This window comes from Leptolyngbya sp. FACHB-8, assembly GCF_014695575.1.
Classification (GTDB): domain Bacteria; phylum Cyanobacteriota; class Cyanobacteriia; order Elainellales; family Elainellaceae; genus Vacuolonema.
Window position 1 is genome coordinate 47,115 of record NZ_JACJOO010000068.1, and the last position, 14,168, is coordinate 61,282.

At 50.1% G+C, this 14,168-nt stretch carries 10 protein-coding genes; 5 read left to right on the top strand and 5 right to left on the bottom strand.

Annotated elements, in window-relative coordinates:
* Window positions 1–268 precede the first annotated feature (268 nt).
* A complete protein-coding gene (locus H6F91_RS18215) occupies window positions 269–460 on the bottom strand; it encodes a DUF2795 domain-containing protein (RefSeq protein ID WP_190773347.1) in 192 nt (63 codons plus the stop codon).
* Between the two features lie 367 nt (window positions 461–827).
* On the opposite strand from H6F91_RS18215, the gene H6F91_RS18220 reads away from it, so the two are divergent.
* Entirely contained in the window at window positions 828–1,394 is a 567-nt protein-coding gene (locus tag H6F91_RS18220; RefSeq protein ID WP_190773346.1) for an NUDIX hydrolase, read from the top strand.
* Window positions 1,395–1,629: 235 nt separating this feature from the next.
* Here H6F91_RS18220 and H6F91_RS18225 read toward each other — a convergent pair whose 3' ends face one another.
* A complete protein-coding gene (locus tag H6F91_RS18225; protein ID WP_190773345.1) occupies window positions 1,630–1,803 on the bottom strand; it encodes a hypothetical protein in 174 nt (57 codons plus the stop codon).
* A 992-nt stretch (window positions 1,804–2,795) separates the two neighbouring features.
* Between H6F91_RS18225 and H6F91_RS18230 the strand changes: the two genes are divergently transcribed.
* The 4 genes from H6F91_RS18230 (at window position 2,796) to H6F91_RS18245 (ending at window position 5,274) form a co-directional block, all read left to right on the top strand.
* Window positions 2,796–3,278, top strand: a complete 483-nt coding sequence (locus H6F91_RS18230) for a hemerythrin domain-containing protein (RefSeq protein ID WP_190773344.1) — start codon at window positions 2,796–2,798, stop codon at window positions 3,276–3,278.
* Between the two features lie 905 nt (window positions 3,279–4,183).
* A complete protein-coding gene (locus H6F91_RS18235) occupies window positions 4,184–4,498 on the top strand; it encodes an RNA-binding protein (RefSeq protein WP_190773343.1) in 315 nt (104 codons plus the stop codon).
* Between the two features lie 167 nt (window positions 4,499–4,665).
* Window positions 4,666–4,857 (top strand): 30S ribosomal protein S21, encoded by a 192-nt coding sequence (gene rpsU / locus H6F91_RS18240; RefSeq protein ID WP_190773342.1) that lies wholly within the window; start codon window positions 4,666–4,668, stop codon window positions 4,855–4,857.
* 33 nt (window positions 4,858–4,890) lie between these two features.
* Window positions 4,891–5,274: a pentapeptide repeat-containing protein gene (locus H6F91_RS18245; protein WP_190773341.1), complete on the top strand. Its 384-nt coding sequence runs from the start codon at window positions 4,891–4,893 to the stop codon at window positions 5,272–5,274.
* A gap of 348 nt (window positions 5,275–5,622) precedes the next feature.
* On the opposite strand, the gene H6F91_RS18250 is transcribed toward H6F91_RS18245, so the two are convergent.
* The 3 genes from H6F91_RS18250 to H6F91_RS18260 form a co-directional block, all read right to left on the bottom strand.
* The gene (locus H6F91_RS18250; protein ID WP_190773340.1) at window positions 5,623–8,133 is read right to left on the bottom strand and encodes a CHAT domain-containing protein; all 2,511 of its coding nucleotides are present in this window, start codon (window positions 8,131–8,133) and stop codon (window positions 5,623–5,625) included.
* 29 nt (window positions 8,134–8,162) lie between these two features.
* Window positions 8,163–11,732 carry a filamentous hemagglutinin N-terminal domain-containing protein gene (locus tag H6F91_RS18255; protein ID WP_190773339.1) on the bottom strand — a complete coding sequence of 1,190 codons (3,570 nt, stop codon included), beginning with the start codon at window positions 11,730–11,732 and terminating at the stop codon, window positions 8,163–8,165.
* A gap of 639 nt (window positions 11,733–12,371) precedes the next feature.
* The gene (locus H6F91_RS18260; protein ID WP_190773338.1) at window positions 12,372–13,937 is read right to left on the bottom strand and encodes a hypothetical protein; all 1,566 of its coding nucleotides are present in this window, start codon (window positions 13,935–13,937) and stop codon (window positions 12,372–12,374) included.
* Window positions 13,938–14,168 lie beyond the last annotated feature (231 nt).

The window sequence follows — 14,168 nt, forward strand, 5'->3', positions numbered from 1 at the left end:
AAACAAGTATGAAAAATACGCCTTTCAAGACTGCCTTTTTAGAAGAGTAAGCCTCCTCTTAAAGCGTCCGTATATATAGCGCTGTGAACGTTGATTAAGTACGGTGGTGTGGGGCACCTCGTGCCCTACACCACCGTTGCTGTACTTAACGCACTTGTATATTGCTATAAGAAAAAGCCTCGGAGAATCCGAGGCTTTTTTGCTCTTTGGGAAGGGTTGAATTTTAATTCAGTCGCGTCTATAGCAATTCGAAGTGACAGGGGAAAAGCTAACGAACTTCACTGTAAGCGTGCTCAACATCTCGCATGGTTTCATACTGTTGGTCAGGCAAGCGCTTCAGCAGATCCAGCACTTCTTTATCTACTTTTTTTCCATTAGCATGATCCACGAGTTCTTGCTTAGATGCGGGAAAATCCATGCCACCTAAAGCCTTCGTAATGTCAATTGGAGAAACCGCCATCGCTGTAAGCTCCGTGTGGTCTGTACAGAAACAGTCTAAGAACTGCTATTATCAAACTCCTCTTTCAATAGTCGTAAAATCAATGCCCATAAAATCAAATATCCGTTCTGAAAGAGCAATGACCACTCACTCCATACATCACTCCTCTGAAGTACGCCAATAGGCGTTCCCCCTGGCAGGATCTCTAGAAATACCCGAATTTAGAAGGATAATTTTCAGGGCAACTATATAAGCCTTTATCCCTAGCAAAATTTACAAACAGCATGCACAGTCTATAAAGTACAGGAGGAGGTGTGAAACGAAGTCTCACAGCCCTCTCATACTTTATTGAATCGGGAAATGCTGCAGAAAAATAGAGTTAACTATCATGGCAAAATTAAGCCCAATAATTCGCCAGAGGTTAGCGGAGGCGATTCAACACCATATCCCTGCAAACGAGATAGAAGCCAGTCATCAAGACACTATTTTGCAGTTAATCGAAACCTGTGACGATCCCCTGGATCGCGATCGCTATTCTCCAGGTCACATCACTGCAAGCGCCTGGGTTGTGGCAGTAGACACTCGGCAGGTCGGCCTCATTTTTCACAAGGGCTTACAACGGTGGTTGCAGCCTGGAGGCCATGTTGACCCTGGCGAAACAGATATTCTTGCCGCCGCCCTTCGAGAAGTGGCAGAGGAAATGGGATTGGCCGTCGCCTCATCTCGTGCTCAGCTTTTCGATGTGGACGTCCATCCTATTCCGGCCAGACCGCCCTACCCTACCCATCAGCACTTTGACATCCGCTATCTGTGTCTGACGGAATCACAACCTATCGTTCCCGCAACGGATGTAGAGCAGGGACGATGGTTTTCCATTGAAGAATTGACACCAGACATTCTGGATAGCAGCATGCAACGGATGCTAGACAAGTGCTTTAGTGCCGGGATTCTATAGAATTGTGCATTTAATAGCCTGCAATTCCTTTGTGGGAGTGACGGCAAAACCGTCACTCCCACAAAGGAATTACAGGGTGTTTTATTTGTGGTCCTTAGGGGCTTTGGTACGAGACGGATTCATTTAAGCCAAGGCATAAGCAAATTTCGGTTTGGAAACGTCCCTACCTAAACCAAGGGGTTGGGGTTAATCCCCAACCCTTTCCTGATGTTCTAAATGTGAACAGCGATCGCGCTTAAGGCTCTTCCATGGCCTCTTCGTTCTTATCCTCAACCCGTGGGTTTGTAGGAGAACTCTGGCGAATGTCTTGCCGTAGTTCTCGATCCTCTACAGCTCCTGATTCGGGCTGCACAGCTTGAGATTGGGACTCGTTTTGAGTAGAGCGATCGTCCCCTTGAGTAGTATTCATTTAGGATTCTCCTTGATTAACAACGAAGGACAGCAGCCACAGATGTGGCATCGGGCACCTGTTCGGGTGAAACGGCATACACAGTTCCACCATTTAGCAGGGTTTAGGTAGCAGCATTGAGCAAATTTTCATGACCAGGTTCTGCTTCGTTGTGAACAGTCAGCTCGTTGTTGTCGGAGCCAAAACGGCCCCGTTGTTACACCGACTGCTACCAACAACTCCTCAATGCGCCTGAACAAGGCACATGAAACGGTTTCTTTCAGGTCAGTAGAGGTACAACCCGTGTTAGTGAGTTCGAAGTAGTGGGCGATCGCTACCTCTCGATCTTGCTCAAAAAATGTTATTGGCAAACAGTAATACCGGAAGAAATTAGACGCAATAAAAAGCGCAAGTCCTTCATTTTGACGCTCCTAAAATTCTAAGCGATCTAAATCTTGGGCTGGCTCCAAAGGATTATTGATATCTGTAGAGCGAAGGCTATAGGCTTGCAAATCGGTGTCTGCTTACCGCAGTAAATTCTTAAAGCGAATGGGATTTTGAAGCACTTCCGCACTAGCCCGATAGGTCGACATAAAAATAGAAATGTATGGGCTTTGTGATTGTGTAGCAAGTGTCTTGGGTTCATCAAGAAACATGAGGCTCATGAATAAGTCAACCCCCCACTCACTGACTCACCGATCCTAAAAAGTCTACTATTAACTTTCGTCTGTCTAATGGAAGCGATAACTTTAATTCAGGTCTGCCTAAGGAAAGGATCAATTATTTTGCATTTAGGCGAAATAGTAACTCAGTCAAAAGAATGAGGATTTTAAGGGGGCTTTAGTGAGACTCTTAAGCCAAGCTAATCTGAAGAATTAGCCTACGAGGCCGTTTGAAAAGACACCCTGACAGGGTTGTTTTTCGTGCGTGTAGAGAACGAAATACACACTTTTCAAACACCCTCTATGTTGCATCGGATTAGACACTGATTATTCAGATGACGAGGTGGACCCATGGCTAAATCACAAGCAGCAACTGATATTCTTTCCCTGATCGAAGCTGATCACCGGCAAGCTGAACAACTTTTTGAGCAGGCTGAAAAGGCAAAAGGGAAAAAACTACAAGATTGCTTTAAGCAAATCTATAAAGCATTAAATCTTCACGCCCAGGCTGAAGAAGTTGTCTTCTATCCAGCAATGCGGGAGTTCGAAGAAACTGCCCAATACATCGAAGAGGCAGAGGAAGAGCATACCTCCGTCAAAGTTATGTTGGAGCAGATGAAGGCAATGGAACCCGGCGACGAAGATTTCGCTGACATGATCATGGATCTGAAAGATGCCATGATGCACCATATCGAAGAAGAAGAAAGTGAGATCTTTGACACCATTCGCGAATGTATGGATGAAGACCTGCTGCAAAACCTGGGCCAGGAATTTCAGCAGACTAAATCTAACCTGGAAGCCGATATAGAAGCGCTTCTTGCCAATAATAGTTAGCGTCCTATCAATTTTTAGTACCGGGTATCCAGTGCTAAGTAGCTCAGCCTAATTAATAGGACCCAAAAGGCTATGCCGCCCACGACGCGGGCGGCATAGCCTTTTGGGTCCTATTAATTCTAATTACCTACCCAAAAAGTTGAGTTTGTTTTTTTGTAGGAGCTACGACCTTACAAAAATTCTGGTAGCTATTCATTAACATAAAACCCAAATATAGGATGTGCATAACGCTAAGAGTAAACGCATTCTAAAGCGTTTTCCGATCTAATAAGGTACGAAGGATGTATATGGAACTTCGTACCTTATTGTAAGAGTTATGTGTTTAGGTCTATTCACTCTCTTTTTTGCTATCTCTAGTAACAGAAAAGAGGATATTCAACTTGCACTTCCCACAAAAAACATAATCAAAGATTAATGCTCTACACTAAATATTGCCGAAATTTTCAGGGAAAATAGCCTTAAATTGTGAACAACGAAACCTGAGGCTGGGCTAAGTTTTTTGGCGAACGTGAGCTGCACAGCCATAAAAACTGTTTCTGCGTATGCTTTGCGCATACAAAAACAGGCCATTTAGCTGATTTGAAATTGACGCTGATGTAAGGTATGTTTTGTTCTTAGGCAGTAGGAGGTGCGCTTATTTAGCTATATTCCTCGTTTTTGAAGCAGGAACTCCTGGGGTGTATAGAATAAAACAGTAAGTTTGAACTTACCTATGGGGAAGGGCGATCGCACGTTCTTGCCAGGAGACCTCACGAAATTTTACAGAATATTACAGTTCCGTTGGCTGTGTTATAGTCGTAGCGTAAAGATGGTTTTGGGTTCTGGAACTCCAATTTGTTTATTACAGCAAATGTTGTTTTCTCCGGATCTAGCTTCTCTACACTCTCTTGATTCGGAGGAATCTCATGTCGATTTACGTTGGAAATTTGGCCTACCAAGTTACCCAAGAAGATCTTGAACAGGCATTCGCAGAGTACGGCACGGTTAAGCGTGTTCAGCTCCCTATGGATCGTGAAACCGGGCGATTCCGCGGTTTTGCATTCGTAGAAATGGAAACAGAAGCTCAGGAAGCCAGTGCGATCGACGCATTGGATGGTGCTGAGTGGATGGGCCGCGATCTAAAAGTTAACAAAGCAAGACCCCGGGAAGAGCGTGGCTCTTCTGGCGGCGGCTGGAGTGGCGGTGGCGGCGGAAATCGTCGTAACGACCGTCGCTACTAAGCTAAAGTTTTGAGCCAAAAGGGAAGGATTACTGCCTTGGAATTGGGTAAAATACCCGACAAGCGGTCTCCATCTCTTTTGGCTCTAGTTCTGTTGGTAGTTATAGGCTTTTAAGCTATAACTTTCACGTGACCGCTGTTAAATGTTGATTCGGAGGAGGATGCAGAGTGACCCAGGTAATTTTGGGAGAAAATGAAGGAATTGAGTCGGCACTACGACGCTTTAAGCGTCAAGTTTCTAAGGCTGGGATTCTTCAGGACGTCAAGAAAAAGAGACACTTCGAGACTCCGCTAGAGAAAGCTAAGCGGAAAGCCGTGGCAAAGCATAGACAGCGGAGACAACGTTTCCGCTACCAGTAAGTTTTGTTCGCGCCGAATCTTTGAGCTATCCCAATGAATATCCACGAGCTTTTAAGCCGATATGCCGCAGGACAGCGTGACTTTAGTCGGCTCAACTTGATTGCTGCCCGGCTCAGAAACGCGAACCTGAGAAATGTAAATTTCAACGGGGCTAATCTAACCAGCGCAAACTTGAGTTGTTCTAACCTGAGCGGCGCAGATTTTCGAAATGCAACGTTGGGAAATGTAGACTTCAGTCACTCAAACTTGACAGGGGCTGACTTCACCGGAGCCGTCTTGATTGGGGCTAATCTGACTCATGCAGATTTAACCTCTGCAAACCTCTCCAAAGCTAATTTAGATAGAGCAAACTTGGAGCAAGCTTGCTTAGATCAAACCGCTTTGGCCGCTGTAGGTACAGCTGAAGGTATTGCTTAACAATCCTCTGTTTCTTGAAGTCAATCAGTCTGCAAATTGTAGTTCTTTTTGTGACACCTCTTTAAGGGGTTTAGCAAAGGGAGCTACATTTGTTTTTGAGGCTGTTTAGTCATGTTTCAAACCCTTTATTTTTGAAAAGCTGTGCAGAGCACAGCTTTTCAAAAATTGAACTCTCTTAACAAGCCTGAGTTTGGCTTAAGAGAGTTGAGGTTAACCAGATTGTATGTAGTACAGTGCACGTTGATTAAGTACGGTGGTGTGGGGTACGAAGTGCCCCACACCACCGTTGCTGTACTTAACGCATTTGCACAGCGTTATAAGGCTATAGGGCCAGAAAATGCTGTAGGGCTATAGCCAGTTACCCACCAGGACAAAGGCACTCCAGTAGTATGGACGGCTGAAGATAACCAGGTTGGGGTCGTGGATCATCGCAACTTGTGCTTGGCGTAGGGCTTCTGCTTTCGTGATGCCCCCCTTCGAGAGTTCTTGATAAAAGCGCACCATTAGGCGTGAGGTTGCTTCGTCGCTGACATACCACAGCGAGGCGAGGGTGCTTCTGGCGCCAGAACGGACGGCTACCCCAGCTAAGCCAAGGGCAGCGCGATCGTCTCCGACTGCCGTACGGCAAGCACTGAGCACGAGCAGCTCAATAGGGCGGCGATGATTGAGATCGGTTGCTTCCAGCAACGTATTCATTTCATTGATGTTGAGGCGATCGTTCCAGGTGAGGATGAACGTATCTTCCTCAGTCGAGCCGAATTCGCCATGCGTAGCCAGATGTACCACTGGGAAGTCCACTGCATCCATCGCCGCCCGCAATTCTTCATCAGTAAATGCTTCATCTAGAATGACTTCTCCTGGAACAATCGCGTGCAATTGAGACAGCTCATCCTTCACTCCCGGCAATGGAGAGAAGCCCTGGCGCGATTGGCTCAGGCCTCCCATCAATACTGTCAGGGGTTCCTTTGACAAAGAACTCGCCTCCAGCAATTGCAGGGTAGGGGCCAGAGCCACAGCATAGTCTTCAATCAAGTAACGATCGCTATTTAACAACGCCCCCATCGGAATGCTGCGCAGCAAACCATCCGACACAAACACGAGGGTTTGAACCTGATTGACCCGCAGATCCTCCAGAGCTGGACGAATCAGCCAGTCAAACACCTGCTGGCTATCGGGGCCGGTGCGCTGGCTGAAGCGTGGGTCACGCAACTGGCGAACATAGCGGGTGATGAGGGCATTAACCTCAGTTGCAGAAATCGGGGTGGAGTAGTGGCGTAGGGGTTGAGCAGGAAGAGAAAGAATAATCTCCAGGCGATCGCTCAAGATAATCGGGTAAAACACCGCTGCGTGGGAGTCGATCGCATCAATCTGCACCTTCCGAGCATTCAGACAAGCTTCGCGGAAGAAGTTGTCCAGCTCTGCCAGTTGCAAGGATTCAATGGTGAACCGGGCCTGTTCCAGGTCTGTCTGGGTCGGTGTGGCGTCGGGAGCCAACAGCAGCGACACCAATTCTCGATGGATGGGTTCCACACTGTCGCGGAAGGAAAACTGCGCTTCTGGGTTAATGGCGGATAGGTCACGGCGCACCACTTGAAGCGTATCGATCGCCTGGGTATAAGCCGCGATCGCCCCAGAGCGATCGCCCTTTTGCTTGAGGATTTGGCCCAACTGCCACTCCCAGCGGTAGCGCAGTTCCGGAGCGTTGACCTGCCCTCCCAATAGCAAAGCCCGATCGGTGAGGGTCTGGGCTTCGTCCAGTTGCCCCGTCTTCTGGTAAAGGGCTGCCAACGTACCCAGGGCATAGGACTCAGCCCGCTTATCCTGTAAATTCTCGGCCTGCTGAGCAGCCGTGGCAAGCGATCGCGCCACAGCCTCCAGATTCTGGGCATTGGGCAAGCGGAGTTGACTATGGCTCAGACTGACACGGGCATCGATGGCGGCGCGACTGGTGGGCATTTGGTCCACCTGCTCTGCCAGCATAGGAATGAGGGCTTGAGCCTCGGCCCACCGTTCCAGATCTAACAGGACGTGCAGTTGATTGAGTTCTGCCTGAGTGCGCAGAGTCAGATTGGAAGTGGAGCTTGCCTGCTGATAATGAGCCAGAGCAGTTTTGCGATCGCCCCGAGATTGATAGGCATTACCGAGACTCAGGTGAGCACGGGCGATCGCCTCGGTTAGAGACAACCGCTCGGCCATGGTCAAACTCTCCTGCAAAACGGCTTCTGCCTGTTGGAGATCGCCTGCAACCCGCAGGGAATCTCCCAGGTTGCGGAGAATTGCCATCTGCTGGGGGGAATCTGGTTGGCTCACCTGGGATTGCCGTAGTTCGGTCAGGTATGCCACTGCTCGCCGATACATCCCCATAGCCTGCATGGCTTCTGCCTGATTGAGCTGGGATCGGAGAGCCGCCTCACCATTGCCCTCAGCCTTATAGAGAGCTGCTGCCTGTTCCCAAGTTGCCAGAGCGGCTTCAACCTGGCCTTGATGGAACTGGAGCTGTCCCTGAACCTCTAACACCTGAGCTCGGACTGCCGTTTCTTCAGGTAGAGCTTGCAGGTGTTCTAAGCTGGTGGCGATCGCGCGTTCAGCCGCTTCCCACTGGCCCAGATGCTGATAAATGAGGGAAAGGTTACTGAAGGTGATCGCAGCAGCCAGCCCATTGCTTGACTGGGATAGGGGTTCTAGCAAAGCAGCTGCTTCCGCATAGCGTCCTGCCTCGTAAAATTGACGACTCTGGGTTAATGGGTCAGACGGTTGGGCTGCAAGATTTTGAGTCGGTGAAATTTGAGCAAGACCCGGTAGGGTGAGGCAAAGCACTGCTGTGAGAATTGCCAGCCAGGAATAAAGGAGCGATCGCATCGCTCGCCTTAACCGGAATCGGACCCACTTTAATGCACTTGAGGACACGTGCCCCCCCTTTCCGCCAAGGACGGTAGGCCCAGAGCGGCCCCAGCAACGAGGTAGATGTTACCCTGAGCATCCCGAACCCAACTTTCCGCTTCGGTGATTGCGGGTGTGGGTTGAGTAGAGTGAGGTTCTGGGGTGGGCATAGAGGGGCGATCGCGCACCTCATCCTGAGACACCCAACCTGCTTCGACTTCATCAGATTCCAAAGGGTCTAGAGGGCTGGGAGGCAATCCACCACGACCCGTGACCACAAAACGCCCCAGCCTCTCTGCGGCGGCTGGCCCCGTGGGGCACACCTGACCGATCTGGTCAGAGGCATCCACGACCCCACTCGGTAATGCGACCAGGCCTTGAACTGGATCGATACCGGGAGTATCCACCACAACCGTCCCATCTAAGCCAAAGCGAGAGCTGGCTGTAATGTCACTCAGCTCAGTCAGCTCAGGTCGATATTCCAGGCCGAAAATGCCCTGAGTTGCGATGGCAATATTTCCACCACTTCCTTCGAAGGCATTGGCAACAATATCACTGTTTTCTTGAGGGATGCCCACCACAAAATCGGCGTCAATGAAGATGTCGCCGCCATTGCCCGAGCCCTCTGCCCGTCCGGCTTCTGTGGAAATTAAGCTGCCTCGTCGCAGCACCAGCGCTCGATCCACCGCTAACGCAATGTTGCCGCCATTGGTGCTGTTAGTTTGTGTGCTAATGGTGGATTCATCGTCCAGAACTAGATGATCGGCGGCGATCGCAATCTGCCCCCCCCGGCCCGTTCCCAGGCTCTCAGCGGAAATGTTGCCACCGGTCAAGGTCAGATAGCCAACAGTGGCAATAATATTGCCCGCATTGCCAGAACCAAACGCCCGTACTGCCAGGGCACCTCCATCCCGAATATCCAGAGAATCTGCCGAAATAATCACATTTCCCCCATTGCCACCTGCGTTACCGAAGCCCTCGCTGAAAATGGCGCTGCTGTTGCCGCTGATGGGGTTAGTGCCGATCACACGCAACGGCCCTTGAGTTTCGATGATCACATTGCCCGCATTACCGTCGCTTTCGGTGTCGGCCACCAGTCGGCCTCCATTCTGGAGAGTCAGCGAACCTGCCTGGATGGCTACATTGCCGCCATTACCGTTGGCACCTTCCGCCACACTCGTAAAGGCGCCGCTGAGCAACTGCCCATTTGGGCTGGCTCCATCAAACTGCACCGGCCCCCGTATTTGCAGAAACACGGCCCCCGCATCTCCCGTCCCGAGGGTATCGGCAATCAATTGCCCCCCTCCCGTCACACGAAGAGACTCAGCACTGATGAATACGCCGCCCCCCTGACCGACAGCGGTTTCCCCAATTCGGGTAAATGCAGCACTAGCGAAGCTGCCGTCAGCACTGGCCCCGTCAAAGACCACATTTCCCCGTGCGTTAATTAAGATAAATCCTGCATTTCCCATGCCTTCGCTCTGGGCGATGACCTGGCTTCCTTCCAGGACATGCAGGTTTTCTGCGTCAATAATTACGTTGCCAGCATTACCCATGCCCCGGGTCTGAGCCAAAACTCGGCTTTCGTTGCGCAGAGTGAGATCGCCCGTACCGATGACAACATTCCCCCCCTGGCCCCGCCCTGTCGATTCCAGTTCACTAGCCAGGGCAGCATTATCAAGCAGAATGCGATCGCTCACCCCCAAAATCACACTTCCGGCATCCCCAGTACTCGCATTGCTAGCGGTCAGCGAAGCCCTATCTCGCAACTCCAGAGTATTCGCCAGAATGCCAATATTGCCGCTGTGACCCACCCCTTCCGGATCTACATCTGTAAAGGCGGCACTGGCAAGCTGACCATTGGGGCTGGTGCCCTGAAAGAGGACGCGATCACGGGCCTGAATAAAGACATTGCCTGCATTTCCTCGCCCCTGGCTATCCGCAATCAATTGAGAGCCATTGAGTACCGTCACCGAGCCACTGACGATCGCCACATTACCACCTTCCCCCACCCCCGCACGGTTCACCCGGCTGAAGGCAAAGGCCTGGTCAAAGAGCACATTATCCCGTGCCTGAATCAACACATCTCCGGCATCCCCCTGGCTAAAGGTGGTTGCACTCAGTTGAGCATTATTCAGAACTCGCAGCGACCCTGTGGCAATGGAGACATCGCCTCCATCACCCTGAGCATTGCCACTCACTTCACTATTCAACGAGCTATTATCGATGACCGTGCGATCGCCTACCAACACCTGAACAGCCCCCCCATCCCCCGTACCAAAGCTGCTGGAAGACAGAGCGGCACCATTGACAACCCAGAGCCGATTGGCAGCAATTCCCACATTTCCGCCCTGCCCCACGGCTCCATCCATCAGCTGACTGGAGACAGTGCTGTTATCGATACGAATGCGGTCGCCTCCAATCAACTGAACGGTGCCTGCACTTCCAGCACCGTACATATTGGTATTGAGTTGCACACCCTCAAGCACATTCAGGTTCTGCGCCACAATGGTGATATCTCCAGCATCCCCTCGAGCGCCCGCCTGAACGTCAGCTACGATACGCGTATCCGGCCCCACTACCCTGACCGTTCCTGTGGCATTGATGGTGATATTGCCCCCTCTCAGGTCAGGCAACGCCGACCCCGGTGTGAGAGCGGAGAGCAGCGCACTCCCCTCCAAAATGTTGATATTGCCCCCATAGAGGGCGATCGCCCCCTGAGTTTGAGCCCGAGCATCCAGGGTTGAACCATTGGTCATGGTAATTCTGCCCCGCTCCAGCCCTGTAGCAGGAGGACGCAGAGCCAGGTTATGGCCTTGCACCCGTAATGGCAGAACCCCCGCCCCACTCACAGAACCTAATTCCAGCCTTCCTCCGTTGGGGAACTGAAAGGCCAGAGACGAACCATCCAATCGTACGGCTCCACCAGCCAGCACCAGACTGCGGCCTGAATCCACCGCTAAAAATGTGGCATAGCTGGTGATGTTGCCAGGGCGATCGCCATATTGCAACCCAATCGGCGCACTCACACTTAACAACCCCGGCGGTTGCGGATTTGATGCGCTGAAATTATCCCGATTGGCAAAGAGAAAACCCTCTGCCGTACTAGCCAGGAACGATCCTCGCAAATCCAACTGAGCATTGGGGCCTAAGAGAATACCATTGGGGTTGAGCAGAAACAAATTTGCATTACTACCCACTACCCCCAAAACACCTCGGATTTGGGAACCATTGCCACCTGTAACCCGAGTCAAGATGTTAGCGACCCCTGCATCCGTCCCGAAGTAGACACTTCCTCCCTCACTGACATTAAACTCACGGAAGCTATGAAAGAGGTTAGAACCGCGGCGATCGCCTCCAACAATGCCAAAGTCTATCGGTGAAAAGGGAACCACCTGGCTTGGATTATTCAGAGTGTTATCGGCTTCTAAAGGAAGTTGAGCGATAACAGCGGTTCCAGGGAAAAAACATCCTCCCAAAACCACCAACAATCCAGAAAACTTACAAAGCTTATCCAGGCCAAAGAACCGCCGCCCACAAGCGACACCATCCTTAGCTCTTATTTTTTTTAAAGACATAGAAACCAGACTTCCCGGCTGGAAAGCTGACAGCAAAAGAACACGAGGTAGCAGCAACCCTGAGGCGCGGGAGGTCACAACTCCAGGTTTAGGTTGAGAAAAATCCCCAGGCCGGTGAAAAACTAATGCGATTGTTCAAAGCTCTATATTGCATCGATTTCCCCTAAATGTCATGGGCACCCAAATTCCTCGCCCACAACTATTTCTGAGACAGAAGAGAGTGTAGGAGCAAAGCTTCCACACTCTCTTCCAGCGTTATAAAATTCATCCCACAAAAACTCCGTACCAACGGCGCATAAACCTAATTTAAAACCCACTGATGCAAAGCGCCACATTCACACACACCGATATTCCCTTGCGCAAGGGGGTCTGGGGAACGGCGCTTTGTCCTCCAGCTTGGGGGTTTAGGGGGCAGAGCGCCCCCAAGCGACAGATTTCCCTAAGACCCCATCATCCAGACACACCCATCCGAAAGGGTTGATTTTCCATGCTCAAAGGCACAAAAAACAACCCTCTTAATAACTTTAGAACCTACGCAAGCTCACCATATTTGACGCATTTATGTTGTGTGGTTGCTGCGCATATCACACAACATAAATGTATAAGTCCTGAACTTCTTAAACAACCTCAAAACGCGGCCTAAGCTGCCTTCCGCTTAAAAATCCGCAGTTGAAATTGACTTGTATCTAACCGAGCATTCGTCTCATACCAGCCCCCCCCAATTTGCTCAAACAAATTAATATCCTGATAATTTTTATGCTCCTGAGTCAGCTCCAAAAGCAACGTTGTCAACTGTTGCTTGTCCTCATCTGACATCACATCCAAATAAGACGGAAATAACACCGTATCCACCCGCTTCCGAATCGCGTAATAAGGCGCAAAATCACTATAAACAACCTCATCCGCCGCAATATTCGCCTGCACAAACTGCTCAACGCGTTGATAATCGCGATCCTGCCAATGCAATAGCCCCGGCACTAACCGATTTGGCAACCCCGGAATACTCGAAGCGATCAACAGCACAGCCACCCACAAAATCCCAGGCTTCTTCAATGCAGAACCCCGCACCCCAACCAACGCCGCGCTTATTCCAATCACCAACGGAATAATTCCCATCCAACCATAGTATTTGGGATAGTTGCGCACCAAACCCATCAATAAGGGAACCACAACTCCTGCCAACAACCCAAACCCCAAAGGCGATCGCCAATAAAACGTCTGGTTAATTCGCTGAATTGAAGCCAGAGCGATCGCCCCAGCCATCAACAACACAAAACTCCCATCCTGGAAATACCATTCCCCAATGCCCGCGAATCGGCTTACCAAAATCGGCCCCAGATTCGTCAGAGCAAACATCATTTTTTGGCCCACACCGGCATCCTTTGCCGAATCAGGCACCACGTCAAGACCACCCAACGTATGCCCACCTAACGTCTCAATAAAGGTATCCAGAACACCCTGTTGTGCATAAAGAAAAACCGTTGCGCCCAATCCCAACACCATGCCAACGCCAATCGGAATGCCTGCCTTAAGAACGGGTTTTCCCAAAAAGGGAAACAGTAACGCCGCCAAAATGACCCCATAAGGAAGCAGATGAAAACCAGCCAATGGAATCAAAAATCCAATCCCCAAAAACACAGCCGTTCGAGGCAGCGATGATGGAAACGTATAGGCCAGCATCAAGCCTGAAAAGAGAGCGATCGCAAGACAGTCATAACGGCCTGACAGGTAAGTAAAACTTACTCCATAGCTACAGAGAATGAGGGCAATTAGGATGAAGCGATCGCGCGTAGTCGAAACCAGGTTGAGCCGATACACAGCGCACCAGATCAAGACCATCGAAAGTGATATAAGGACGTAATTTAATAAACGAGTTGTCGCGACCTGTAGCCCAAATACTTTAAGCCAGGGAAACAACAACAGCGCATAAAGTGGCGCATTACAGGCCCAAACCTCATCCCGCGTTTGGTAATACCAGGCAGACGAAGTAAACCCATTTCCTAAGAACAAATTAGCTGCTGGGTCAGTCAACAACACCTCATCCATCCACACAGGCCAAAGCTGCGCAGACAGCATCGTTATAACCCCAAGAAAACCTACCAGAATCAATGCAAGTAACCCAAACTCATGACGAGCTGTAATCGTATTGATGCCCCGATAAAAGGCACCTTTTTTACGGTTCGAAAGAATAGACTCCAAAACCATAGCGCAGCTCCTGGTCAAGGGGAAAAGCAGTTGAGAGTTCGAAAAACACAACAAACCGAGAGCGTTAAAAACCACCATAAACAGTAGTTTCCAGGCTAAGCTTGGACAAGCCATCAGGTGAGTATTTGCAACACGTTGCAGCTCTACAGAAACAACACGATCAATGCAAGACCATCACCTGAAGTTTCTTAAAAACTTAGCTTTCAATCTTAAGCCAATGCAAATTCCAAC

Excerpts from the sequence above, each read along its gene's own strand:
- H6F91_RS18215 (WP_190773347.1), bottom strand. The coding sequence starts at position 460 with ATGGCGGTTTCTCCAATTGACATTACGAAGGCTTTAGGTGGCATGGAT.
- H6F91_RS18255 (WP_190773339.1), bottom strand. The coding sequence starts at position 11,732 with ATGTCTTTAAAAAAAATAAGAGCTAAGGATGGTGTCGCTTGTGGGCGG.
- H6F91_RS18250 (WP_190773340.1), bottom strand. The coding sequence starts at position 8,133 with ATGCGATCGCTCCTTTATTCCTGGCTGGCAATTCTCACAGCAGTGCTT.
- H6F91_RS18235 (WP_190773343.1), top strand. The coding sequence starts at position 4,184 with ATGTCGATTTACGTTGGAAATTTGGCCTACCAAGTTACCCAAGAAGAT.
- H6F91_RS18260 (WP_190773338.1), bottom strand. The coding sequence starts at position 13,937 with ATGGTTTTGGAGTCTATTCTTTCGAACCGTAAAAAAGGTGCCTTTTAT.
- H6F91_RS18220 (WP_190773346.1), top strand. The coding sequence starts at position 828 with ATGGCAAAATTAAGCCCAATAATTCGCCAGAGGTTAGCGGAGGCGATT.
- H6F91_RS18245 (WP_190773341.1), top strand. The coding sequence starts at position 4,891 with ATGAATATCCACGAGCTTTTAAGCCGATATGCCGCAGGACAGCGTGAC.
- H6F91_RS18230 (WP_190773344.1), top strand. The coding sequence starts at position 2,796 with ATGGCTAAATCACAAGCAGCAACTGATATTCTTTCCCTGATCGAAGCT.
- H6F91_RS18225 (WP_190773345.1), bottom strand. The coding sequence starts at position 1,803 with ATGAATACTACTCAAGGGGACGATCGCTCTACTCAAAACGAGTCCCAA.